The organism is Stenotrophomonas sp. WZN-1 (genome assembly GCF_002192255.1).
Classification (GTDB): domain Bacteria; phylum Pseudomonadota; class Gammaproteobacteria; order Xanthomonadales; family Xanthomonadaceae; genus Stenotrophomonas.
This window is the reverse complement of record NZ_CP021768.1, coordinates 3,903,920-3,926,198: the sequence shown is the minus strand read 5'-3', so window position 1 is coordinate 3,926,198 and position 22,279 is coordinate 3,903,920. Positions and strand designations below refer to the sequence as shown.

The window sequence follows — 22,279 nt, the reverse complement described above, 5'->3', positions numbered from 1 at the left end:
CAGCAACAGCAACAGCAACAGCAGATTGTCGGCTCTGTGTTGTTGCGTGTTGGGTGAGGCGGGATGGGCAGGCGGGACACGCCGTAAACCCATCCCTGGGGGCTCGATGGCGCCATCCATGGCGCCAACGGTCCCGCCCGCCCATCCCGCCTCACCCTCGCGAATTTCCCGGTGACGGACGGCAAGGGCATTGTTGTTATCGAGGGGGGAAGAGGGGTCAGATCCCTTTTCCTGCGGAAAAGGGATCTGACCCCGGAAGCCGTCGGCAGTTGTTTTTGCCTTTGCCTCTGCTTTTTCTTTCTTTTGATCTTCCGTGGCTGGCGCGCACGGAAACTGTCAGAGGCCGGGGCGGTGGGGGCAGGCGGGGTGTCCGCGGCATGGATGCCGCGGCCAAGCCCCCAGGGATGGGTTCACGGCGTCCCCGCATGACCCCACCGCCCCGGCCAAGCGCGATAGATCCAGCCGATGCACCAGCCACGAGGGGCTCCGCCGTTGGCCGTATCCGCGCCGAAGGCGCGATAATGACTGGATGGAAACCGTCCGCATCGCCACCCGCAAGAGCCCGCTCGCCCTCTGGCAGAGCGAACACGTCGCCGACCGCCTGCGCCAGGCCCATCCCGGCCTGCATGTGGAACTGGTACCGATGAGTACCCGCGGTGACGAGGTGCTGGACCGCTCGTTGGCCGCCATCGGTGGCAAGGGCCTGTTCCTGAAGGAGCTGGAGCTGGCCATGCTGCGGGGTGAGGCCGACTGCGCCGTGCACTCGCTGAAGGATGTGCCGATGGAACTGGATGAACCCTTCGCCCTGCCGGCGATGCTGACCCGCCACGATCCGGCTGATGGTTTCGTCTCCAACCTGTACGCCTCGCTGGACGCGCTGCCGATCGGCGCGCGGGTCGGCACCTCGTCGCTGCGCCGCCAGGCCCAGCTGCGCGCGCTGCGCCCGGATCTGGAATTGCTGGACCTGCGCGGCAACGTCAACACCCGCCTGGCCAAGCTCGACAATGGTGGCTACGACGCCATCGTGCTGGCCGTGGCTGGCCTGGAGCGGTTGGGCCTGGGCGAGCGCATCGTCGCGCGCCTGCAACCGCCGCAGTGGCTGCCGGCCCCGGCGCAGGGTGCGGTGGCGGTGGAGTGCGATGGTGGCAATACGGCCCTGATGGCGTTGTTCGCCACGCTTGATGACGCGGCCACGCGTGCCTGCGTGGAAGCCGAGCGGGCGATGAACCGTGCGCTGCATGGCAGCTGCCACGTGCCGGTGGCGGCGATCGCGCAGTGGCAGGGCGACGCCCTGCACCTGCAGGGGCTGGTCGGCAGTGCCAGCGATGGTCGTGCGGTGCGCGCGGAGGCGGTGGGCCCGGCCAGTGATCCGGAAGCGCTGGGCCAGCGCGTGGCGAGGATGCTGCTGGATACCGGTGCCGGCGAACTGCTGAACGTCTGAGCATTGCAGGTAGTGCCGGCCAGCGGCCGGCACTACCCAGAAGAAGAGCGGGCGCCTAGGCGCCCGTTCTGCTTATTTGAACTTGTAGACCACGTTCATCGTGGTCAGCGTATCGGTCTTGCGCTTGTCCACAGCAACGTCGCTGTTGTAGCGCGCCTGCCACCCGGCCTTCAGCGCCAGGTGCTCGTTCATGCTCACCGAGACACCAAAGTCGTTCTGGCCGAAGGTGTTGTACGAACCGGATTCGACCAGCAGCGTGTTCACCAGGTCGGTGTTGTCGGTCAGCGAGTACTTCAGGTCGAACAGGCCACGGCCGATCATGCCGGTACGGGTGCGGTCATCCTCGGTGCTGTGGGTACGGCGCACACCGGGGCCGATCTGCGCATCGAACGAGAAGCGCTCGGTGTTCCACAGGCGGGTGCCGTAACCCAGACCGAACGAGCTCTGGCGGTCGTAGGTGGCGAAGTCGTCGCGCTCGGTACGCACCGTGGCGGTCAGCTGGCGGTGCTCGCCCAGCTGCAGCGCGCTGCCGGCGCTGCCGGTGTAGCGGTTGGCGGTGGTGTTGTTGCGGCGGGTGGTGGTGCCGTCGTCGTTGGTTTCGGTCACCTTGGAGCTGGAGCGCAGGCCGAACAGGTCCATGCTGTGCACCCAGTCACCGTCGGTGTAGCGCAGGCGCAGGCGGCCGTTGAAGCTCTCGGTGCTGCTGTTGCCGCGTGCCGAGGCAAAGCCGAGCTCGCCACCGCTGCCGCTCCACGGCGAGGACATCGCCGCCAGCTCGGAGGCATCCTGTGCGTATGCGAGCGGCGCACACAGCAGCAGCGGGATCAGCAGGGACACGCGCAGGGACATCGAGGCTTCTCCGGAACGGTTGACAGCCGGTGATGATACTGGAAGCGTGATGGCGGTCCGAATCGATCCAATGCGCGCTTCAGCGAACGTTGCCGCGATCGCCTATTCAGGGCAGATCGACGCGCAGTGCGGGGTCGTTGAAGCGCGAATAGCGCAGGCGCAGCTGGAAGCTGCGGCCATTGCTGCTGCCGCTGCGCACGATCTGGCGTGGCAGGCCCTGGGCATCCACCCAGTACTCCAGGCGTTCGCCGGGCTGCGCACCACGCAGCCGGTAGTGCCGGGTCTGGACCCCGTCCAGCGACTGGCTGCCGAGGTCTTCGGCCTTCAGATCGGCGGGCAGGGCATCGGCCGGCAGCGGGTTGCGCCACTGCTCGAGCAGGCCGGGCGGGGTCGGCACCTGGCGGATCGCGCCGTCGGCCTGCAGGAACATGGTGTCGCCGATGATGGTCTGCGGCCCCGCCGGCGTCTCCACCCGGAAACGATCGGGCGCGACGAAGTCCATGGCGCTGCGCACCGGTTGCGGAGCGCCCAGCACCTCCAGTTCGGCGTGGAAGCTGCGCAGGGCCGAGAAACGCTGGCTGGCGCCCAGTACCGCCTGCGCCGGATCGGCGACGGGTACCGGGGCCTCGGTGCTGGCCGGCGCCGGCGCGCGATCACAGGCGGCCAGCAGCAGGCAGGCCAGCAGGGACAGGGCAGGCAACCGGCGCATCGGGCATTCCATGGGGGTGGGGGCGACCACGATAGCCCAAACGTCCCACACAAGACCCGCGACTCGGACATAATCGGGGGTATGGACCGATACGAACGCATCACCGCCCTGCATCGTCTGCTCAAGTCCGCGCGCTATCCGGTGACGGTGGCGACCCTGCAGGACAAGCTCGGTTGTTCCCGCGCCACCGTCTACCGCGACCTGGCCTTCCTGCGCGATGCGCTGATGGCACCGATCGAGGGCGACGGCGAGGCGGGCTTCCGCTACCAGGCTGACGAGAGCGACCGTTTCGAACTGCCGGGCCTGTGGCTCAGCTCGGAGGAGCTGCATGCCCTGTTGGCCTCGCAGCACCTGCTGGCGCGGACCGGCGGTGGTGTGCTGTCGTCGGTGCTGGCACCGCTGCAGCAACGCATCGAAAGCCTGCTGGCGGCCCAGGCCGGCGTGTCCAGCTGGCCGGTCGACCGCGTGCGGGTGATTCCGCACCGTGGCCGCAAGTTCGACGAAGGCAGCTTCCGCAGCGTCGCGTCGGCCGTGCTGGAGCGTCGCCAGCTGGCGTTCGAGTACCGCGCCCGTTCCACCGATGAGCCGACCAAGCGCACCGTCTCGCCGCAGCGCCTGACCCACTATCGCGACAACTGGTACCTGGATGCCTGGGACCATGACCGCGACGCCCTGCGCAGTTTCGCGGTGGACCGCATCCACAAGGCGCGGGTGGTCGACAGCACCGCGCGCGATGTCGCCGACAGCGAGCTGGACGAGCAGCTCGGCGCCAGCTACGGCATCTTCTCTGGTGCGCCGAAGGGCTGGGCGACCATCCTGTTCAGCGCCAAGGCCGCGCGCTGGGTGGCCGACGAGCACTGGCATTCCAAGCAGCAGGGCCGCTTCCTGGCCGACGGCCGCTATGAGCTGAAGGTGCCGTACAGCGTCTCGCGCGAGCTGCTGATGGATGTGCTGCATTATGGCTCGGATGCCGAGATCGTCGAGCCGATGATGCTGCGCGAGCAGGCCAAGGCATTGCTTGAGCTGGCCCTGAGCAATTACGAAAAATCCTGACACTCCCCCCGAGAATCCAATCCCCCATGAAGAAGACCCTGTTGCTGCCCCTGCTCGCCGCTGCGCTGGCCCTGACCGCCTGCGGCAAGTCCGGCGAGCCCTCGCAGAAGCTGGTGGTGGCCGCCACGGCCGTGCCGCATGCCGAGATCCTCGAGGTGGTCAAGCCGATCCTCAAGCAGGAAGGCGTGGACCTGGACGTGCGCGTGTTCAATGACTACGTGCAGCCCAACGACCAGCTGGTGCAGAAGCAGGTGGATGCCAACTACTTCCAGACCGAGCCGTACCTGGATGCCTACAACCGTGATCGCAAGACCGACCTGGTAAAGGTGATCGGCGTGCACATCGAGCCGTTCGGTGCGTACTCGCGCAAGGTCAAGTCGCTGGCCGAGCTGCGCGAAGGCGCTGACGTGGTGATCCCGAACGACCCGAGCAACAACAGCCGCGCGCTGATCCTGCTGCACAAGGCCGGCGTGATCGAGCTGAAGGACCCGACCAACGCACTGTCGACCCAGCGCGACATCACCGCCAACCCGAAGAACCTGAAGTTCCGCGAGCTGGACTCGGCGATGCTGCCGCGCGTGCTGGACCAGGTCGACCTAGCCCTGATCAATACCAACTACGCGCTGGATGCCGGCCTCAACCCGACCCAGGATGCGCTGGCGATCGAGAGCAAGGACTCGCCGTACGTGAACTTCCTGGTCGCGCGCCCGGACAACAAGGACGACGCCCGCGTGCAGAAGCTGGCCAAGGCCCTGACCAGCCCGCAGGTGAAGGCCTTCATCGAGACCAAGTACAAGGGCGCGGTGCTGCCGGCGTTCTGACCGCGCCGATCCGCTGACGATGCCTGTGGTGGGTGTCGACCTTGGTCGACACCGCCTTAATCCACGTGGAAGGCGAGGGTGGCGGCCACCGCCTGCTGCCATCCCGCATACAGCTTTTCGCGCCGCGCCACCTCCATCTGTGGCTCGAAGCGCCGGTCCAGGCCCCACTGCGCGGCGATCTGTTCGCGGCTGGTCCAGAACCCCACCGCCAGGCCGGCCAGGTAGGCCGCGCCCAGCGCGGTGGTCTCGGTCAGTCGCGGCCGCAGCAGCGGCACACCGAGGATGTCCGCCTGGAAACCGGCCAGGAAGTCGTTGCCGATCGCACCGCCATCAGCGCGCAGCTCGGTCAGCGCGATACCCGCATCGGACTGCATCGCATCGAGCACATCGCGGGTCTGGTAGGCCATCGCTTCCAGCGCGGCGCGCACGAAGTGCGCCTTGCGGGTGCCGCGGGTCAACCCGAACATCGCACCGCGCACATCACTGCGCCAATAGGGCGCGCCGAGGCCGACAAACGCCGGCACCAGGTAAGCGCCGCCACTGTCGGGCACCTGCGCAGCCAGTGCCTGGCTGTCACTTGCGCGTTCGATCATGCGCAGCCCATCGCGCAGCCACTGCACCACCGAGCCGGCGATGAAGATCGAGCCTTCCAGCGCGTACTCCACGCGCCCGTCCAGGCCCCAGGCAATGGTGGTCAGCAGGCCGTTGCGCGACCGCACCGCCTGCGCGCCGGTGTGCATCAACATGAAACAACCGGTGCCATAGGTGTTCTTGACCATGCCCGGCTGGAAGCAGGCCTGTCCGAACAGCGCCGCCTGCTGGTCACCGGCGATGCCGGCGATCGGGATCGGGTGGTCGAAGAAGAACTGCGGCCGGGTATGCGCGTATACCGCACTGGAGTCGCGCACCTGCGGCAGCATCGCGCGCGGGATGTCGAGCAGGGCCAGCAGATCGTCATCCCAGTCCAGCGTGTGGATGTTGAACAGCAGCGTGCGCGCCGCATTGCTGTAGTCGGTCACATGCGCCTGGCCACCGCTCAGGTTCCATACCAGCCAGCTGTCGATGGTGCCGAACAGCAGCTCGCCACGTTCGGCGCGCTGCTGCGCGCCCTCCACATGGTCGAGGATCCAGCGCACCTTGGTGGCGGAGAAATAGGCATCGATCAGCAGGCCGGTCCGCTCGCGGATCAGCGCTTCATGCCCCTCCGATTTCAATCGTTCGCAGATGGCGTGGCTCTGCCGGGATTGCCAGACGATGGCGTTGTGGATCGGCTGGCCGGTGGCACCGTCCCAGACCACGGTGGTTTCGCGCTGGTTGGTGATGCCCAGTGCGGCGATATGGCGCGGGTCGATCTGCCCGCGGCTGAGCAGTTCGGTCAATGTGGCATAGACGCTGGTAAGGATCTCGCGCGGGTCATGCTCGACCCAGCCGGGGTGCGGGAAGATCTGCGCGAACTCGCGTTGCGCGCTGCCGACGATATCGCCGGCACGGTCGAACAGGATCGCGCGCGAACTGGTGGTGCCCTGGTCGATGGCCAACACGTAGCGGGGCGTCATGCAGCGTCTCCGATGGCGATGGGGAAAATCCTAATGCATCGATCGCGTCGCGCGCGGCCGCCCTGGTAGCTGCCAACCTTGGTTGGCACACGTGGCAACACGGGGGTCAGAGCCCTTTCCGTGGGAAAGGGACCTGATCCCCCAGCCACGCCCGCAGCCGTGCCACCTGCGCAGCATCCAGCAACAACCCCAGCTTGCTCCGACGCCACAGGATATCGTCGGTGTCGCACGCCCACTCGCGTTCGCGCAGGAAGTCCACTTCGCGCGCATGCAGGCCGCCGCCAAAGTCCTCGCCCAGATCGTGCAGGCCCTGTACACCCTGCAGCATTTCCGCGCTGCGACTGCCATAGGCCCCGGCCCAGCGTCGCGCGATACCTGCGGGCAGCCACGGTGCCAGCGCCAGCAGGTGCGAGCCTGCCTGTGCGGCGTCGCCCCAGTCGCTGCCCGGCAGCGGGTCTCCGCGCGCCGTCCAGGCCGGGCCCATCTGTGGCAGGGCAGGGCGCAGCAGGTCCAGTGCCTCCTCGGCCAGCACCCGGTAGGTGGTCAGCTTGCCGCCCAGTACATGCAGCGCCGGTGCCGGGTCCACCTGCACCTGCAGGCGGTAGTCGCGGCTCAGCTTTGCTGCGCGCGGATCCGGGTCGGCCAGCAGTGGCCGCACACCGGCGAACTGCCAGACCACGTCTTCCGGAGTGATCGGCTCAAGCAGGTAGCGATTGGCCGCTTCGCACAGGTAGGTCACCTCGGAAGGCAGCACGCTGCAGCGCGCCGGGTCACCGCGATAGTCGGTATCGGTGGTGCCTACCAGCAGGTGGTCGTGGGCGAAGGGCAGCAGGAACACCACGCGTCCGTCGGGCTGCTGCAGCAGGCAGGCGCTGTCGTCGGGCCAGGGACGGCGCAGCACGATGTGGCTGCCCTGCACCAGGCGCAGCGCGGGGCCGCTGCTGCGCGCCTGCATCCGTTCCAGCAGGCCCCCGGCCCACGGGCCCGCCGCATTGACCACAGCACGGGCATTCACGGGGTGCGGCCGGCCATCGGCGGCTTCCAGCACGGCCTGCCAGCGGCCCTGCACAGGGCGCAGTTCGATGCAGCGGCTGCGCACATGTACCTGCGCGCCACGCCGGGCAGCATCCAGGGCGTTGAGCAGCACCAGTCGCGCGTCGTCGACCTGCGCATCGGCGTAGCTGAAGGCCTGCCGCAGCGTCGGCGAGAGCCACTGGCCGAGCGGATCGTGTTGCAGCTCAAGTGCGCGTGACGCGGGGAAGGCGGGGCCACGCCGGCCCAGATGGTCGTACAGCCACAGCCCCGCGCGCAGCATCCAGCGTGGACGCAGATGCGGTTCCCAGGGCAGGACGAAGCGCAGCGGATGGACCAGATGGGGCGCCTGCCGGCGGACCACTTCACGTTCGCCCAGCGCCTTGCGCACCAGGCCGAACTCGCCCTGTTCCAGGTAGCGCAGGCCGCCGTGGATCAGCTTGCTGCTGGCACTGGACGTGTGCGCGGCCAGGTCGTGCTGCTCGCACAGCAGCACGCGCAGACCGCGGCCGCTGGCGTCACGGGCGATGCCGGCGCCATTGATGCCGCCACCGATCACCAGCAGGTCGACGTGGTCCATCGTGTCTCCGCGTCCTGTGTGTGTACAGTCGAGCAAGCTCGACTCTACAGAACGCGGGTGACGGAAACGACGACGGGCCCCGAAGGGCCCGTCGCGTTACATCAGTGAAGCAGGTGCTGCCTGGATCAGAAGCGGGCGCCGATGCCGAAGCCGACGGTCCACGGATCCATCTTGGCTTCGCCGATCTTCTCGCCGCCAACCTTGATGTCCGGGCGGGCGCGCATGTAGCGGGCGTCAGCACGGGCGAACCAGGTGGAGTTGATGTTCATGTCGACGCCGACGGTGCCGATCACGCCCTTGGCATCCTTGAAGCGGATGTCGGTGTCAGCGCCGTTGCCCAGCTTCTCGTTGCTGAAGCTCGACTGGTAGTAGCCGACGCCCACGAACGGACGGAACACGTTGTCAGCCTGGCCGAAGTGGTACTGGCCGCTCAGCGCGACCGGCTGCTGCTCGACCGAGCCCAGGCGGGCGTTGTTCGGGCCCTTGAACTTGTTGTCGAACTTGTCGGCGGCGCCCCACAGCTCAACGGCCCAGTTGTCGTTGATGTAGTAGCTGAAGCTGACGGTCGGCGCCGGGCCACCGTCGGTCTTCTTCACGCCGGTGATCGGGTCGTTCTTCGGTTCCAGCAGCGAGATGCCGCCAACAACGGCAAAATGCTTGCCCGAAGCGGTGTCGGTGCTGCTGCTGTCCTGGGCGAAAGCGGCCGGCGCGAAGGCGGCGGAGGTCAGCAGGGCGAGACTCAGGATACGGATGGAGCGCATGGGGGTATCTCCTAATGTTTCTTGTTTTGGGCCCCCGGTTGCGGGGCGAGCACACCGTAGTCGCCCCAACATGAATCGAATCCGACGCACGTTAAAAAATAGTTTTCCTTGTTCAGCGACGGGTGCGGAATGCCTGTATTCATGGGGTTTTTGGCCCTCGCTGACATTCATGCAGTTGGAGAGGATGTGAGCACAGCAACGTTGTGCATTGGTCTGCAAGCGCAGGTGAACGTGGAATGCCGGGTGCTGCTGCTCGGCTCGATGCCAGGCGTGGCGTCCCTGCAGGAGCAGCGCTATTACGCCCATCCGCGCAACCGCTTCTGGCCGCTGATGGCCGACATCTGCGGTTTCGACGCGGGTCTGCCCTATGCGCAACGGCTGCAGGCGTTGAACGCCGCGGGCATCGGCCTGTGGGATGTGATCGGCCGCTGCGAGCGGCGCGGCAGCCTGGATGCGGACATCGTGCGTGGCACGGAAGTGGCCAATGCACTGCCGGAACTGATCGCCACGCTGCCTGAGCTGACGCTGATCGGCTGCAATGGCGGTGCAGCATTGCAGGCATTCCAGCGCTGGGTGCTGCCACGGCTGGAGGCGCCACCGAAGGTGGTCGCACTGCCGTCGACCAGCCCTGCCAATGCGGCGTGGTCGTTGCCGCGCCTGCGCCAGGCCTGGCAGCCGGTAGCTGACGCGCGGGCGCCATGAAGCGGACATCGTCCGGACAATACGCTACCGACTGGTCGCGGCCGCGACCCGTGGGCAACAGCCTGTCCCGGCTGCGTGCGTACTGAAAACACCTGTAACGGTTGGCGCTGGACCCCGCTGGCCGCACAATAGACGTTTCCCTACACCAGATTGCCGGAGTTATCCCCATGGCCGAAATCAAGGAAGCACTTGTCCCCGATATCGGTGACTACAGCGATATCCCGGTAATCGAGGTGCTTGTCGCCGTCGGCGACACGGTCAAGAAGGACCAGGGCCTGGTGACGCTGGAAAGCGACAAGGCGACCATGGAAGTGCCGTCCTCGGTGGCCGGCGTGGTCAAGGAACTCAAGGTCAAGGTGGGCGACAGCCTGTCCGAAGGCAAGGTCGTGGCGTTGATCGAAGTGGCCGAGGGCGAAGCCGAAGCTGCCAAGCCGGCGGCTGCTGCGCCGGCACCGGCCAAGGCCGCTGCACCGGCTGCCGCCACCCAGAGCGCGCCGGCCCCGGCCGCAGCTGCTCCGGTTGCCAGCGGTGGTGCGGTTGAAGCGCTGGTGCCGGATATCGGCGACTATGCCGGCATTCCGGTCATCGAAGTGCTGGTCGCCGTGGGCGACACGGTCAAGAAGGACCAGGGCCTGGTCACGCTGGAAAGCGACAAGGCCACCATGGAAGTGCCGTCCTCCGTGGCCGGTGTGGTAAAGGAGATCAAGGTCAAGGTCGGCGACAATCTGTCGCAGGGCAATGTGGTCGCCATCATCGAGGCCGAGGGCGCTGCCGCACCGGCCCCGACCAAGGCTGCCGCCGCCGCCGCTCCGGCTGCCGCCGAGACCGCCACCAAGGTCGAGCCGGTCGCCGTGCCGGCCCAGCCGGACAAGCTGGCGGCCCGCGAGATCGCCTCGGCCGGTACCCCGTCCAGCCCGCCGGTGCAGTTCAACGCCGATGGCGTGCTGCCGGCCAAGGTGCCGTACGCCACCCCGGCGGTGCGCGTGTTCGCCCGCGAGCTGGGCGTGGACCTGCTGCAGATCAACGGCACCGAGAAGGGTGGCCGCATCACCAAGGGTGACGTGCAGAAGTTCGTCAAGGCCGCGCTCAGCGGTGGCGTGCCGGCTGCCGGCGGTGCTGCTGTCGCTGCCGGTGGTGGCCTGAACCTGCTGCCGTGGCCGAAGGTCGACTTCAGCAAGTTCGGCGAGACCGAAGTCCAGCCGCTGTCGCGCATCAAGAAGATCTCGGGTGCGAACCTGGCCCGCAACTGGGCCATGATCCCGCACGTCACCCAGTTCGAGCAGGCCGACATCACCGACCTGGAAGGCCTGCGCGTGGCGCTGAACAAGGAGAACGAGAAGGCCGGCATCAAGCTGACCATGCTCGCCTTCCTGATCAAGGCCAGCGCCGCAGCGCTGAAGAAGTTCCCGGAATTCAACGCCTCGCTCGATGCCAGCGGTGAAAACCTGACCCTGAAGAAGTACTTCCACATCGGCTTCGCCGCCGACACGCCGAACGGCCTGGTCGTGCCGGTCATCCGCGACGTGGACAAGAAGGGCGTGGTGCAGATCGCGCAGGAAACCGGCGAACTGGCCAAGAAGGCGCGCGACGGCAAGCTGGGCCCGGCCGACATGAGCGGCGGCTGCTTCTCGATCAGCTCGCTGGGCGGCATCGGCGGCACCGCGTTCACCCCGATCGTCAATGCACCGGAAGTGGCCATCCTCGGCGTCTCCAAGTCGTCCATCCAGCCGGTCTGGAACGGCAAGGAATTCGCACCGAAGCTGATGCTGCCGCTGTCGCTGAGCTACGACCACCGCGTCATCGACGGCGCACTGGCCGCACGCTTCACCACGTACCTGTCGCAGGTACTGGCCGACATGCGCCGCGTGCTGCTGTAAGGCACCGCTTCGCCCCCACCGTGCGGCCGCAGCCCCTGGCGCGGCCGTGTGAACAGATGCAGTGACAGCCTGCCGGCCATGCTGGTCGGGCACGAGGAAAACCCACCATGGCCACGATTGAAGTCAAGGTTCCCGACATCGGCGATTACAGCGATGTGCCGGTGATCGAAGTGTTGGTCGCCGTCGGCGACACGGTGAAGAAGGATCAGGGTCTGGTGACCCTGGAATCGGACAAGGCGACTCTGGAAGTGCCGTCCTCGGCCGCCGGCGTGGTCAAGGAAATCAAGGTCAAGCTGGGCGACACCCTGTCCGAAGGCGCCGTGGTCGTGGTGCTGGACGCTGAAGGTGCCGCCGAAGCTCCGGCCAAGGCCGCTGCACCGGCTCCGGCTGCGGCCGCTCCGGCCAGCAAGCCGCCGGTGACCCCGTCGCACCGCGCCCCGGCTGAACCGGCGGCACCGAAGCCGGCGCTGTCCAGCGGCAAGCCGGCCGACATCGAATGCGAGATGGTCGTGCTGGGTTCCGGCCCGGGCGGCTACACCGCCGCCTTCCGCGCCGCCGACGTCGGCCTGGACACCGTGCTGGTCGAACGCTACGCCACCCTCGGCGGCGTCTGCCTCAACGTGGGCTGCATTCCGTCCAAGGCACTGCTGCATGCTGCTGCGGTGATCGACGAAGTGGCCCACGCCGGTGATTTCGGCGTCGAGTTCGGCAAGCCGACCATCACCCTGGACAAGCTGCGCGAGTACAAGGAAAAGGTCGTCAACCAGCTGACCAAGGGCCTGGCCGGCATGGCCAAGCAGCGCAAGGTCCGCAGCGTGCAGGGCGTCGGCAAATTCGTTTCGGCCAACGAGCTGGAGATCACCGCCGCTGACGGCAGCACCCAGCTGCTGCGCTTCCAGAAGTGCATCATCGCCGCCGGTTCGCAGGCGGTGAAGCTGCCGAACTTCCCGTGGGACGACAAGCGCGTGATGGATTCCACCGACGCGCTGGAGCTGGCCGAAGTGCCGGGCTCGCTGCTGGTCGTCGGCGGCGGCATCATCGGCCTGGAAATGGCCACCGTGTACAGCGCGCTGGGCAGCAAGGTGACGGTGGTCGAGTTCATGGACCAGCTGATGCCGGGCGCCGACAAGGACCTGGTCAAGCCGTTGGCCGACCGCCTGAAGAAGCAGGGCATCGAAGTGCACCTGAAGACCAAGGCCTCGGGCGTCACTGCCGATGCCAAGGGCATCACCGTGACCTTCGACGCCGCCGAGGAAGGCCAGGCGCCTGCGCTGGCGCAGGGCACCTTCGACCGCGTGCTGGTGGCCGTGGGCCGCTCGCCGAACGGCAGGAAGATCGATGCCGAAAAGGCCGGCGTGCAGGTCACCGACCGTGGCTTCATCCCGGTCGATCGCCAGATGCGCACCAATGTGCCGCACATCTTTGCCATCGGCGACATCGTCGGCAACCCGATGCTGGCCCACAAGGCCACGCACGAAGGCAAGCTGGCCGCTGAAGTGGCAGCCGGCCACAAGAAGGAATGGGTGGCCCGCGTGATTCCGTCGGTGGCCTACACCAACCCGGAGATCGCCTGGGTTGGCGTGACCGAGACCGAAGCCAAGGCCAAGGGCCTGAAGGTCGGCGTGGCCAAGTTCCCGTGGGCCGCCAGTGGCCGCGCGATCGGCATCGGCCGCACCGAGGGCTTCACCAAGCTGATCTTCGATGAAGAGACCCACCGCATCATCGGTGGTGCCATCGTCGGCGTGCATGCCGGTGACCTGCTGGCCGAGATCGGCCTGGCGATCGAGATGGGTGCCGAAGCTGAAGACATCGGCCACACCATCCACGCGCATCCGACGCTGAGCGAATCGGTGGCGATGGCCTCGGAGATCTACGACGGCACGATCACCGATCTGTACATGCCGAAGAAGAAGTAAGGCGCCCGCGCCGTTCCGAACGAAAAGCCCCGGCCTCTGCCGGGGTTTTTTGTTGGCTGTGGGGACGCCTTCGGCAGCACATCGCGAGGGTCTGGGCCGCTGCGCGGGTGGCAGGCGTTTGGACAAATGTCCCCCGTCGTCCGCCTGCGGCGGTCGCCTCCTCCTTTACTTTGTCCAAACGCCTGCCACTCGCGCAGCGGCTCGGCTTGCGGATAGCCGGGAGCTACCGCCTGGACCGCCTGGATGCTTGAAACGCGGAGGGAGCGGGGGCTGGCTGCGAAGTAAAGGAGGAGGTGCCGGCCGCAGGCCGGTGCCGGGGGACATTCGCACGCAGCCCCCGCTCCCTCCAGCGCTCGACCCAGCTGCTCTTGCTCCTGCACGCAGGGAGAAACAGCACAAAAAAGCGCGGCCCCGATGTTCCGGAGGCCGCGCCAGGAGAGGGAGTGCCGTGGAAGGGGCGTGGGATCAGAACACGAAGCTGACGCCGGCCACCGGGCCCTTGAATTCCTGCTTCAGACCGATGGTGCCGTCGCTGCCCTTCTTGTCGGCGTCCAGCTTGAACCAGTCGTAGCCGGCGAACACGCCGAAGTTCTTGGTGAAGCGGTAATCGACGATGGCGTTGGCGCGGCTCAGGTCACCCTTGTAATCATCGAAGCTGCCCCAGCGCGTGTTCAGGTACTGGCCCTGCAGCGTGATCATCCACTTCTCCGACGGGGTGAAGCTCAGTCGCGCACCGACCACCGGCGCCACGCCGTCGGTCTTCTCGTTGAGGAACTGGCCCTCGTAGACGGTGCCCAGATCGGCGTAGGCCTTGGTGCTGACCTTGGCGTACTCGGCGCCCAGCTGCAGGCCGAGGTCGAAGGTGTCGGTGTCCACCACCGAGTAGTCATAGACCAGGCTGGCGACCTGGTACTTCAGTTCGCCCTTGACGAAGCTGCCGGACGGCACGTTGACGTCACCGAAGGAGATGTCCTGGCCAAGGGTCTCGCGGCGGTCCTTGTCGTACTTGAAGTAGTTGAACAGCAGGCGCTGGCGGTTGCTGATGCGGAACATGCCGTCGATGCGCGGCTCCCATTCCTTGCCACCCAGCTTGAAGTCCTCAGAGAAGCCGATGTCCTGGCCGGCCACGTTGGTCTTGCCGCGGAGGGTATTGTCCGAGTCGATGTTCATCGCACCCAGGCGCAGGGCGAAGCGGTCATCGCCTTCGGCGGCGTGGGCGGCAGTGGCGAATGAAGCGCCGGCGGCGAGCAGGGAGAGGGCGAGGAGGGTGGGTACGGAGCGCATCGAAGAGTCCTTGCAGTGGTTCATCAGAATGAAGGCCACTGTGCCGGACAGGCCCGTCCACCATCCGTGAACGTATGGTCCACAAGGTGTGCACGGTTCAGCGCTGTCGCGACGATGCAAAAAGATGGCCCCGGAGCCGGGCTTCGGGGCCATCCTGGGACCTGCGGGGCGGAGCGTCGACGAGGTTGCTGCAGGCAGGTCACAGGATCGGACCGGTGCATCCGGCGAAAGTTCCGCGCCTGCGACCAAAGTTCAATACTGCGGTGCAGCATCGCGCGGACGTCATTGTCCCCTGGGTGGCACGCAAAACTGTAACCGTTACCGCAACTTGCGGCTTCCCGGGATGAACAGGGAGCGGTTGTCTCGCAAATTGTCCCATTGCTATAATTTGGCGGCTCGATGAGGCCCCCCTGCTGTAGCCGCCTCAGCCCTCCACTTGCAACCACGCGGGACGTCCTGTGCTGAACTCCGTTGATGCGGGTCGGCGACTGATGCTGCGCGCCGCGGTCTACCCGCTGGCCGCGGTCGCTGTCCTGGCCCTGGCCTTCCTGCTGGTGGGTCCGAAATATGCCCTCGGCGCGCTGGCGTCTGGTGTGGCCATTTCGGCCGGTGGCTGGGTGGCGGCACGGATGGCACTGGGGGGGGGCGCGGTGGCTGCAGGGTCGGCGATGGCTCGCCTGATCATTGCGATCGTGGCCAAGTGGGTGGTGGTTTTCGGCGTCCTGCTGGTGGGGTTCCTGGTCTTCAAGCTGCCTGCATTGGCGCTGTTGGCCGGTATCGCTGTCGGCTTGATGTTCCAGGTCCTGGCCATGGCCAGGCGTTGACAGAATTCAATTAACTGAAGGTTCCGGACACATGGCGGGCGAGGCTCTAACCCCTACCAGCTACATCCAGCATCACCTGCACAACCTGACCGCACCGGTCGGCAAGGGTGAGGGTATGTTCTGGCATATCCACGTCGATACCTTCCTTACCGCCGTCCTGATGGGCCTGGTGATCGTTGTCGCGTTCTGGCTGGGTACCCGCAAGGCCACCGCCGGCGTGCCGGGCAAGTGGCAGGCCTTCGTCGAGATCTGCCTGGAGTTCGTCGACCGCCAGGCCAAGGACACCTACCACGGCAAGAGCAAGCTGGTCACGCCGATCGCCATCACGATCTTCTTCTGGATCCTGTTGATGAATCTGCTGAAGATGATCCCGGCCGATTTCATCGCCAAGCCGCTGGAATGGGTGGGCGTGCACTACTGGAAGCCGGTGCCGACCGCTGACGTCAATGCCACCCTCGGCATGGCCATCAGCGTGTTCTTCCTGATGCTGTTCTTCGCGCTGAAGTCCAAGGGCCTGCTTGGCTTCATCAAGGAATTCCTGACGGCGCCGTTCGGCAAGTGGATGATGCCGTTCAACCTGATCCTCAACATCGTCGAGTGGCTGAGCAAGCCGATCTCGCTGGCGATGCGACTGTTCGGCAACATGTTCGGCGGCGAAATCGTGTTCCTGCTGATCTGGGTGCTGGGTGGTGCCGGTTTCTTCGGTGCCATTGCCGGTGGTGCGTTCGGCCTTGGCTGGATGCTGTTCCATCTGCTGGTGATCCCGCTGCAGGCCTTCATCTTCATGATGCTGTCGATCGTGTACCTGAGCCTGTCGGAAGACGCTCACTGAGTTTCAAGCTTCAACGCGTTTCAACCTTCATCCGTTTCATCACCCTTAGCAACTTAAGTTCCTGGAGATAACCATGTACTTCGCCGTCCTGACCAACTTCGCGCAGATTCAGAGCTCCACCGCCCTTGCCGTCGGCATCATGATCGGCCTGGCCGCGCTGGGCGCCGGTCTGGGTCTGGCCATCATGGCTGGTAAGTTCCTGGAGTCGGCCGCCCGCCAGCCGGAACTGATCCCGGTCCTGCAGGTCCGCATGTTCATCACCGCCGGCCTGATCGACGCCGCGTTCATCATCTCGGTCGCCGTTGGCCTGCTGCTGGCCTTCGCCAACCCGCTGTCGGCTGCCTTTGCTGGCGCCGTCACCAAGGCTCTGGCCGGCTGATACAGCGGTTTGAGACGACCGGGTGCTGATGGCACCCGGTTTCGGATGAAGGCCGGATGTGCCGCTTCGGCGGCACGTCCACCCCGAAACCAGCGATCGAGCTAACCATGAATATCAATTTCACCCTTCTTGCGCAGGCGCTGGCCTTCGCTGGTCTGATCTGGATCATCGCGACCAAGATCTGGCCGCCGCTGATGAACGCGATCGAAGAGCGCCAGCAGAAGATTGCTGAAGGCCTCGCTGCTGCCGACCGCAGCCAGAAAGATCTGGCCCAGGCGCAGGAGAAGGTCAACGAAGCGCTGAAGGAAGCCCGCACCAAGGCCAACGAGATCATCGATCAGGCCCACGCGCGTGCCAACCAGATCGTTGATGCTGCCCGTAACGAAGCGATCACCGAAGCCACCCGTCAGAAGGAACTGGCCCAGGCTGAAATCGACGCCGCCGCCAACCGTGCCCGTGAAGATCTGCGCAAGCAGGTGTCCGCGCTGGCCGTGACCGGTGCCGAAAAGCTGCTCAAGCGCGAAATCGACGCCAACGCCCACAAGGCGCTGCTCGACGAGCTGGCCTCGGAGATCTAAGGATGAGCCAGGCCCTCACGCTTGCCCGCCCGTACGCCCGCGCCGCGTTCGCGACCGCGCGCGACGAAGGCGCGTTCGCGCCGTGGTCGGACGCCCTGGCGTTCTCCGCCCACGTCGCCGCCGACCCGCGCGTGGCGGCCCTGCTCGCCAACCCGGAGCTGGGTCGTGACGACGCCGTCGCCCTGCTGGCGCCGGTGTCCCACGGCGAGACCTACTCGCGCTTCCTGGCCATCCTGGCCGAATCGCATCGTCTGCCGCTGCTGCCGGAAATCTCCGGCATGTTCGACGCCCTGCGCGCCGAAGCCGAGCACGTGGTCAAGGCCACGGTGACCTCGGCGGCCGAACTGTCGGCCGGCGAGCTGGACGCGATCAAGGCTGCGCTGCGCAAGCGCTTCAACCGCGAGGTCGACGTGACCACCGCGGTGGATGCCTCGCTGATCGGCGGCGCCGTGATCGACGCCGGCGACGTGGTCATCGATGGTTCGCTGAAGGGCAAGCTGGCCCGTCTGCAGACCGCGCTCGCTAACTGAATTCATTTAACGTCCGGCCCCGCTGCCGGCACTAGGACTTGACGATGGCAACCACGCTCAACCCCTCCGAAATCAGCGAACTGATCAAGAACCGCATCGAGAAGGTCAAGCTGGCCGCGGAATCGCGCAACGAAGGCACCGTGACCAGCGTGTCCGACGGCATCGTGCGCATCTTCGGTCTGGCCGACGTGATGCAGGGCGAAATGATCGAACTGCCGAACAACACCTTCGCACTGGCCCTGAACCTGGAACGCGACTCGGTCGGCGCCGTGGTCCTGGGTGACTACGAGCACCTGCGCGAAGGCGACGTCGCCAAGACCACCGGCCGCATCCTGGAAGTGCCGGTCGGTCCGGAACTGCTGGGCCGCGTCGTGAACGCGCTGGGCGAGCCGATCGACGGCAAGGGCCCGCTGGGCACCGACCTGACCGCTCCGGTGGAGCGCGTCGCTCCGGGCGTGATCTGGCGCAAGTCGGTCGACCAGCCGGTGCAGACCGGTTACAAGTCGGTCGACTCGATGATCCCGATCGGCCGTGGCCAGCGCGAGCTGATCATCGGTGACCGCCAGACCGGCAAGACCGCCATGGCGATCGATGCGGTGATCAACCAGAAGGGCACCGGCATCAAGTGCGTGTACGTTGCGATCGGCCAGAAGGCTTCGACCATCGCCAACATCGTGCGCAAGCTGGAAGAAAACGGCGCGCTGGCCCACACCATCGTGGTGGCCGCGACTGCTTCCGAATCGGCTGCCATGCAGTACATCAGCGCCTACTCGGGCTGCACCATGGGTGAGTACTTCATGGACCGCGGCGAAGACGCACTGATCGTGTACGACGATCTGTCCAAGCAGGCCGTCGCCTACCGCCAGATCTCGCTGCTGCTGAAGCGCCCGCCGGGCCGCGAAGCCTACCCGGGTGACGTGTTCTACCTGCACTCCCGTCTGCTCGAGCGCGCTGCCCGCGTGTCCGAGGAATACGTCGAGAAGTTCACCGAAGGCAAGGTCACCGGCAAGACCGGTTCGCTGACCGCGCTGCCGATCATCGAAACCCAGGCCGGCGACGTGTCCGCCTTCGTTCCGACCAACGTGATCTCGATCACCGACGGCCAGATCTTCCTGGAAACCGACCTGTTCAACGCCGGCATCCGCCCGGCCGTGAACGCCGGTATCTCGGTGTCGCGCGTCGGTGGCTCGGCCCAGACCAAGATCATCAAGAAGCTGTCGGGCGGCATCCGTATCTCGCTGGCCCAGTACCGTGAGCTGGCTGCGTTCGCGCAGTTCGCCTCGGACCTGGACGAAGCGACCCGCAAGCAGCTGGAGCGTGGCCAGCGCGTCACCGAGCTGATGAAGCAGAAGCAGTACGCGCCGATGTCGATCGCCAACCAGGCGCTGTCGATCTACGCCGTCAACGAGGGTTACCTCGACGACGTGCCGGTCAACAAGCTGCTGGCGTTCGAAGAAGGCCTGCACGCCCACTTCGCCAACACCCAGGGCGAGCTGATCAGCAAGGTCAACGCCACCGGCGGTTGGGACAACGACATCGAAGGTGCCTTCAAGAAGGGCATCGCCGAGTTCAAGACCACCGGCAGCTGGTAATCGCGGTCCTGTAGAGCGGAGCCACTGGCTCCGCTGGACCAGATGACAAACGGTTGAACAACGCGGGGCGTCAGCCCCGCGCCACGGGAAACAAGAGATGGCAAGCGGACGCGAAATCAAAACCAAGATCAAGAGCGTGCAGAACACCCGCAAGGTGACGCGCGCGCTGGAAATGGTCTCGGCCTCCAAGATCCGCAAGGCGCAGGATCGGATGAAGACCTCGCGTCCGTACGCGCAGGCGATGAAGCAGGTGATCGGTCATCTGGCCCAGGCCAGCACCGACTACCAGCATCCGTTCCTGGTCGAGCGCGAGCAGGTCAAGCGGGTCGGTTTCATCGTGATCTCCTCCGATCGCGGTCTGGCCGGCGGCCTGAACAACAACCTGTTCCGCAAGATGCTGGGCGAAGCCAAGGCATGGCAGGACAAGGGTGCCGAAGTGGACCTGGTGACCATCGGCCAGAAGGCGTCGACCTTCTTCCGCCGCGTGAAGGTCAACATGGTCGGCAGCGTGACCCACATCGGCGACGTGCCGAAGCTGGAATCGCTGATCGGTGTGATCAAGGTGATGCTCGACGCCTTCACCGAGGGCAAGATCGACCGCGTGTACCTGGTCTACAACCGCTTCGTGAACACCATGGTGCAGAAGGCCAGCTTCGATCAGCTGCTGCCGCTGCCGCCGGCTGAGAAGCAGGTCGCTCACCACGACTGGGACTACCTGTACGAACCCGATGCCGCGACCGTGCTCGAGCACGTGATGACGCGTTACATCGAGTCGCTGGTGTACCAGGCACTGCTGGAAAACGTCGCCTCCGAGCATGCGGCACGCATGGTTGCGATGAAGGCGGCGAGCGACAACGCCAACAAGCTGATCGGCACCCTGCAGCTCGTCTACAACAAGGCGCGCCAGGCAGCGATCACCCAGGAAATCTCCGAAATCGTCGGCGGCGCGGCAGCAGTCTGACCGCGTTCGTTCAAAGCACACATTTAGAGGATGCAGCAATGAGTCAGGGCAAGATCGTTCAGATCATCGGCGCGGTCGTCGACGTCGAATTCCCGCGTGAGTCGGTGCCGAAGGTGTACGACGCACTGAAGGTCGACAACACCGAAATCACCCTTGAAGTCCAGCAGCAGCTGGGCGACGGCGTGGTGCGTACCATCGCCCTCGGTTCCACCGACGGCCTGAAGCGCAACCTGGTTGCCACCAACACCAGCCGCGGCATCTCCGTGCCGGTCGGTGCTGGCACCCTGGGCCGCATCATGGACGTGCTGGGCCGCCCGATCGACGAAGCCGGCCCGGTGGCCGCCAGCGACAGCTGGGAAATCCACCGTGCGGCCCCGTCGTACGAAGACCAGTCCCCGGCCACCGAGCTGCTGGAAACCGGCATCAAGGTCATCGACCTGATGTGCCCGTTCGCCAAGGGCGGCAAGGTCGGCCTGTTCGGCGGCGCCGGCGTCGGCAAGACCGTCAACATGATGGAACTGATCAACAACATCGCCAAGGCGCACAGCGGTCTGTCCGTGTTCGCCGGCGTGGGTGAGCGTACCCGCGAGGGCAACGACTTCTACCACGAAATGAAGGACTCCAACGTCCTCGACAAGGTGGCGATGGTGTACGGCCAGATGAACGAGCCGCCGGGCAACCGTCTGCGCGTCGCCCTGACCGGCCTGACCATGGCCGAGTACTTCCGCGACGAGAAGGACGAAAACGGCAAGGGCAAGGACGTCCTGCTGTTCGTCGACAACATCTACCGCTACACCCTGGCCGGTACCGAAGTGTCGGCACTGCTGGGCCGCATGCCGTCCGCCGTGGGTTACCAGCCGACCCTGGCCGAGGAAATGGGCGTCCTGCAGGAACGCATCACCTCGACCAAGAACGGTTCGATCACCTCGATCCAGGCCGTCTACGTTCCCGCGGACGACCTGACCGACCCGTCGCCGGCGACCACCTTCGCCCACCTGGACTCGACCGTCACCCTGTCGCGTTCGATCGCCTCGCTGGGTATCTACCCGGCCGTCGATCCGCTGGACTCCACCAGCCGCCAGATGGATCCGCTGGTCATCGGCCACGAGCACTACGACACCGCCCAGCGCGTCCAGCAGACCCTGCAGAAGTACAAGGAACTGAAGGACATCATCGCGATCCTGGGCATGGACGAGCTGTCCGAAGAGGACAAGCAGGCCGTGTCGCGCGCCCGTAAGATCGAGCGCTTCTTCAGCCAGCCGTTCCACGTGGCCGAAGTGTTCACCGGTTCGCCGGGCAAGTACGTGCCGCTGAAGGACACCATCCGTGGCTTCAAGGCCATCGTCGATGGCGAGTACGACCACCTGCCGGAGCAGGCGTTCTACATGGTCGGCGGCATCGAAGAAGCGGTCGAGAAGGCCAAGAAGATGGCCGAGAAGGCCTGATCCGGGACGGGCGGGAGCGATCCTGCCCGACCTGACGCCGGCGCCGGGCAATCGCCCGCGCCGGTGGACTCCCACGGTGGCATTGCGCCGCCGCGAACAGCGAAGAGATTTGCATGAGCACGATCCGTTGCGACATCGTCAGCGCCGAGCAGGAAATCTTCCGTGGCGAAGCGACCCTGGTCGTGGCCACCGGTGAGCTGGGCGAACTGGGCATCGCGCCCAAGCACGCGCCGCTGATCACCCGCCTGAAGCCGGGCAAGGTGGTGGTGACCACGCCGAACGGCGAGCAGCTGGATTTCGCCATTTCCGGCGGCATCCTGGAAGTGCAGCCGCAGGTGGTGACCGTGCTGGCCGACACCGCGATCCGCGCACAGGACATCGACGAAGCCTCGGTCCGCAAGGCCAAGGAAGAAGCCGAGCGCATCCTGGCCAACCGCGGCGAAGCGATGGAAGTGGCTGAAGCCCAGCAGAAGCTGGCCGAAGCCGTCGTCCAGCTGCAGGCGCTGGAGCGCCTGCGCAAGACCCTCAAGCACTGAGGCTCGCGCGTCATCAAGCAG

At 66.0% G+C, this 22,279-nt stretch carries 21 protein-coding genes; 15 read left to right on the top strand and 6 right to left on the bottom strand.

The genetic code is table 11. From position 1 onward, the window contains the following. The first annotated feature begins 529 nt into the window (after positions 1 to 529). Positions 530 to 1,441 (top strand): hydroxymethylbilane synthase, encoded by a 912-nt coding sequence (gene hemC, locus CCR98_RS18310; protein WP_087923711.1) that lies wholly within the window; start codon positions 530 to 532, stop codon positions 1,439 to 1,441. Between the two features lie 72 nt (positions 1,442 to 1,513). On the opposite strand, the gene CCR98_RS18305 is transcribed toward hemC, so the two are convergent. Continuing rightward, positions 1,514 to 2,290, bottom strand: a complete 777-nt coding sequence (locus CCR98_RS18305) for a DUF481 domain-containing protein (protein ID WP_087923710.1) — start codon at positions 2,288 to 2,290, stop codon at positions 1,514 to 1,516. Positions 2,291 to 2,396: 106 nt separating this feature from the next. Further along, a complete protein-coding gene (locus tag CCR98_RS18300) occupies positions 2,397 to 2,999 on the bottom strand; it encodes a hypothetical protein (RefSeq protein WP_087923709.1) in 603 nt (200 codons plus the stop codon). 81 nt (positions 3,000 to 3,080) lie between these two features. Between CCR98_RS18300 and CCR98_RS18295 the strand changes: the two genes are divergently transcribed. Next, positions 3,081 to 4,052: a YafY family protein gene (locus CCR98_RS18295; RefSeq protein ID WP_014038578.1), complete on the top strand. Its 972-nt coding sequence runs from the start codon at positions 3,081 to 3,083 to the stop codon at positions 4,050 to 4,052. Between the two features lie 26 nt (positions 4,053 to 4,078). After that, positions 4,079 to 4,873, top strand: a complete 795-nt coding sequence (locus CCR98_RS18290) for a MetQ/NlpA family ABC transporter substrate-binding protein (protein WP_087923708.1) — start codon at positions 4,079 to 4,081, stop codon at positions 4,871 to 4,873. Positions 4,874 to 4,929: 56 nt separating this feature from the next. Here CCR98_RS18290 and glpK read toward each other — a convergent pair whose 3' ends face one another. The 3 genes from glpK to CCR98_RS18275 all read right to left on the bottom strand — a co-directional run bounded on the left by glpK (position 4,930) and on the right by CCR98_RS18275 (position 8,802). Then, positions 4,930 to 6,429, bottom strand: a complete 1,500-nt coding sequence (glpK, locus tag CCR98_RS18285) for a glycerol kinase GlpK (RefSeq protein WP_087923707.1) — start codon at positions 6,427 to 6,429, stop codon at positions 4,930 to 4,932. Between the two features lie 106 nt (positions 6,430 to 6,535). Further along, a complete protein-coding gene (gene glpD / locus CCR98_RS18280) occupies positions 6,536 to 8,041 on the bottom strand; it encodes a glycerol-3-phosphate dehydrogenase (protein WP_087923706.1) in 1,506 nt (501 codons plus the stop codon). 125 nt (positions 8,042 to 8,166) lie between these two features. Beyond that, positions 8,167 to 8,802, bottom strand: coding sequence for an OmpW family outer membrane protein (locus CCR98_RS18275; RefSeq protein ID WP_087923705.1), 636 nt, complete (start codon positions 8,800 to 8,802; stop codon positions 8,167 to 8,169). Between the two features lie 186 nt (positions 8,803 to 8,988). Between CCR98_RS18275 and CCR98_RS18270 the strand changes: the two genes are divergently transcribed. The 3 genes from CCR98_RS18270 to lpdA all read left to right on the top strand — a co-directional run bounded on the left by CCR98_RS18270 (position 8,989) and on the right by lpdA (position 13,297). Beyond that, a complete protein-coding gene (locus CCR98_RS18270) occupies positions 8,989 to 9,504 on the top strand; it encodes a DNA-deoxyinosine glycosylase (RefSeq protein ID WP_087923704.1) in 516 nt (171 codons plus the stop codon). Between the two features lie 167 nt (positions 9,505 to 9,671). Further along, complete coding sequence (gene aceF, locus CCR98_RS18265) at positions 9,672 to 11,381, top strand: dihydrolipoyllysine-residue acetyltransferase (protein WP_087923703.1); 1,710 nt, start codon at positions 9,672 to 9,674, stop codon at positions 11,379 to 11,381. Positions 11,382 to 11,488: 107 nt separating this feature from the next. Beyond that, the gene (lpdA, locus tag CCR98_RS18260) at positions 11,489 to 13,297 is read left to right on the top strand and encodes a dihydrolipoyl dehydrogenase (RefSeq protein ID WP_087923702.1); all 1,809 of its coding nucleotides are present in this window, start codon (positions 11,489 to 11,491) and stop codon (positions 13,295 to 13,297) included. A gap of 465 nt (positions 13,298 to 13,762) precedes the next feature. Here the strand turns inward: lpdA and CCR98_RS18255 are convergent, their stop codons facing one another. Then, positions 13,763 to 14,581: a hypothetical protein gene (locus tag CCR98_RS18255; RefSeq protein WP_049429263.1), complete on the bottom strand. Its 819-nt coding sequence runs from the start codon at positions 14,579 to 14,581 to the stop codon at positions 13,763 to 13,765. 458 nt (positions 14,582 to 15,039) lie between these two features. Between CCR98_RS18255 and CCR98_RS18250 the strand changes: the two genes are divergently transcribed. The 9 genes from CCR98_RS18250 (at position 15,040) to CCR98_RS18210 (ending at position 22,258) form a co-directional block, all read left to right on the top strand. Beyond that, a complete protein-coding gene (locus tag CCR98_RS18250) occupies positions 15,040 to 15,405 on the top strand; it encodes a hypothetical protein (RefSeq protein WP_014648497.1) in 366 nt (121 codons plus the stop codon). Between the two features lie 31 nt (positions 15,406 to 15,436). Further along, positions 15,437 to 16,237 carry a F0F1 ATP synthase subunit A gene (gene atpB / locus CCR98_RS18245; RefSeq protein ID WP_087923701.1) on the top strand — a complete coding sequence of 267 codons (801 nt, stop codon included), beginning with the start codon at positions 15,437 to 15,439 and terminating at the stop codon, positions 16,235 to 16,237. A gap of 73 nt (positions 16,238 to 16,310) precedes the next feature. Then, positions 16,311 to 16,616: a F0F1 ATP synthase subunit C gene (gene atpE / locus CCR98_RS18240; protein ID WP_005411133.1), complete on the top strand. Its 306-nt coding sequence runs from the start codon at positions 16,311 to 16,313 to the stop codon at positions 16,614 to 16,616. Between the two features lie 107 nt (positions 16,617 to 16,723). After that, positions 16,724 to 17,194, top strand: a complete 471-nt coding sequence (locus tag CCR98_RS18235; protein ID WP_005419512.1) for a F0F1 ATP synthase subunit B — start codon at positions 16,724 to 16,726, stop codon at positions 17,192 to 17,194. 2 nt (positions 17,195 to 17,196) lie between these two features. Next, entirely contained in the window at positions 17,197 to 17,724 is a 528-nt protein-coding gene (locus CCR98_RS18230) for a F0F1 ATP synthase subunit delta (RefSeq protein WP_049466594.1), read from the top strand. A 44-nt stretch (positions 17,725 to 17,768) separates the two neighbouring features. Beyond that, a complete protein-coding gene (atpA, locus tag CCR98_RS18225) occupies positions 17,769 to 19,316 on the top strand; it encodes a F0F1 ATP synthase subunit alpha (RefSeq protein WP_005419511.1) in 1,548 nt (515 codons plus the stop codon). Positions 19,317 to 19,413: 97 nt separating this feature from the next. Next, complete coding sequence (gene atpG, locus CCR98_RS18220) at positions 19,414 to 20,277, top strand: F0F1 ATP synthase subunit gamma (RefSeq protein ID WP_005411129.1); 864 nt, start codon at positions 19,414 to 19,416, stop codon at positions 20,275 to 20,277. Between the two features lie 38 nt (positions 20,278 to 20,315). Continuing rightward, entirely contained in the window at positions 20,316 to 21,722 is a 1,407-nt protein-coding gene (atpD, locus tag CCR98_RS18215) for a F0F1 ATP synthase subunit beta (RefSeq protein WP_087923700.1), read from the top strand. A gap of 113 nt (positions 21,723 to 21,835) precedes the next feature. Continuing rightward, the gene (locus tag CCR98_RS18210) at positions 21,836 to 22,258 is read left to right on the top strand and encodes a F0F1 ATP synthase subunit epsilon (RefSeq protein ID WP_005411127.1); all 423 of its coding nucleotides are present in this window, start codon (positions 21,836 to 21,838) and stop codon (positions 22,256 to 22,258) included. The last annotated feature ends 21 nt before the right edge of the window (positions 22,259 to 22,279 follow it).

Excerpts from the sequence above, each read along its gene's own strand:
- CCR98_RS18300 (WP_087923709.1), bottom strand. The coding sequence starts at position 2,999 with ATGCGCCGGTTGCCTGCCCTGTCCCTGCTGGCCTGCCTGCTGCTGGCC.
- CCR98_RS18295 (WP_014038578.1), top strand. The coding sequence starts at position 3,081 with ATGGACCGATACGAACGCATCACCGCCCTGCATCGTCTGCTCAAGTCC.
- glpD (WP_087923706.1), bottom strand. The coding sequence starts at position 8,041 with ATGGACCACGTCGACCTGCTGGTGATCGGTGGCGGCATCAATGGCGCC.
- atpB (WP_087923701.1), top strand. The coding sequence starts at position 15,437 with ATGGCGGGCGAGGCTCTAACCCCTACCAGCTACATCCAGCATCACCTG.
- lpdA (WP_087923702.1), top strand. The coding sequence starts at position 11,489 with ATGGCCACGATTGAAGTCAAGGTTCCCGACATCGGCGATTACAGCGAT.
- atpD (WP_087923700.1), top strand. The coding sequence starts at position 20,316 with ATGAGTCAGGGCAAGATCGTTCAGATCATCGGCGCGGTCGTCGACGTC.
- aceF (WP_087923703.1), top strand. The coding sequence starts at position 9,672 with ATGGCCGAAATCAAGGAAGCACTTGTCCCCGATATCGGTGACTACAGC.
- CCR98_RS18210 (WP_005411127.1), top strand. The coding sequence starts at position 21,836 with ATGAGCACGATCCGTTGCGACATCGTCAGCGCCGAGCAGGAAATCTTC.
- CCR98_RS18275 (WP_087923705.1), bottom strand. The coding sequence starts at position 8,802 with ATGCGCTCCATCCGTATCCTGAGTCTCGCCCTGCTGACCTCCGCCGCC.
- hemC (WP_087923711.1), top strand. The coding sequence starts at position 530 with ATGGAAACCGTCCGCATCGCCACCCGCAAGAGCCCGCTCGCCCTCTGG.
- CCR98_RS18255 (WP_049429263.1), bottom strand. The coding sequence starts at position 14,581 with ATGCGCTCCGTACCCACCCTCCTCGCCCTCTCCCTGCTCGCCGCCGGC.
- glpK (WP_087923707.1), bottom strand. The coding sequence starts at position 6,429 with ATGACGCCCCGCTACGTGTTGGCCATCGACCAGGGCACCACCAGTTCG.
- CCR98_RS18290 (WP_087923708.1), top strand. The coding sequence starts at position 4,079 with ATGAAGAAGACCCTGTTGCTGCCCCTGCTCGCCGCTGCGCTGGCCCTG.
- atpE (WP_005411133.1), top strand. The coding sequence starts at position 16,311 with ATGTACTTCGCCGTCCTGACCAACTTCGCGCAGATTCAGAGCTCCACC.
- CCR98_RS18305 (WP_087923710.1), bottom strand. The coding sequence starts at position 2,290 with ATGTCCCTGCGCGTGTCCCTGCTGATCCCGCTGCTGCTGTGTGCGCCG.
- atpA (WP_005419511.1), top strand. The coding sequence starts at position 17,769 with ATGGCAACCACGCTCAACCCCTCCGAAATCAGCGAACTGATCAAGAAC.
- CCR98_RS18230 (WP_049466594.1), top strand. The coding sequence starts at position 17,197 with ATGAGCCAGGCCCTCACGCTTGCCCGCCCGTACGCCCGCGCCGCGTTC.
- CCR98_RS18235 (WP_005419512.1), top strand. The coding sequence starts at position 16,724 with ATGAATATCAATTTCACCCTTCTTGCGCAGGCGCTGGCCTTCGCTGGT.
- atpG (WP_005411129.1), top strand. The coding sequence starts at position 19,414 with ATGGCAAGCGGACGCGAAATCAAAACCAAGATCAAGAGCGTGCAGAAC.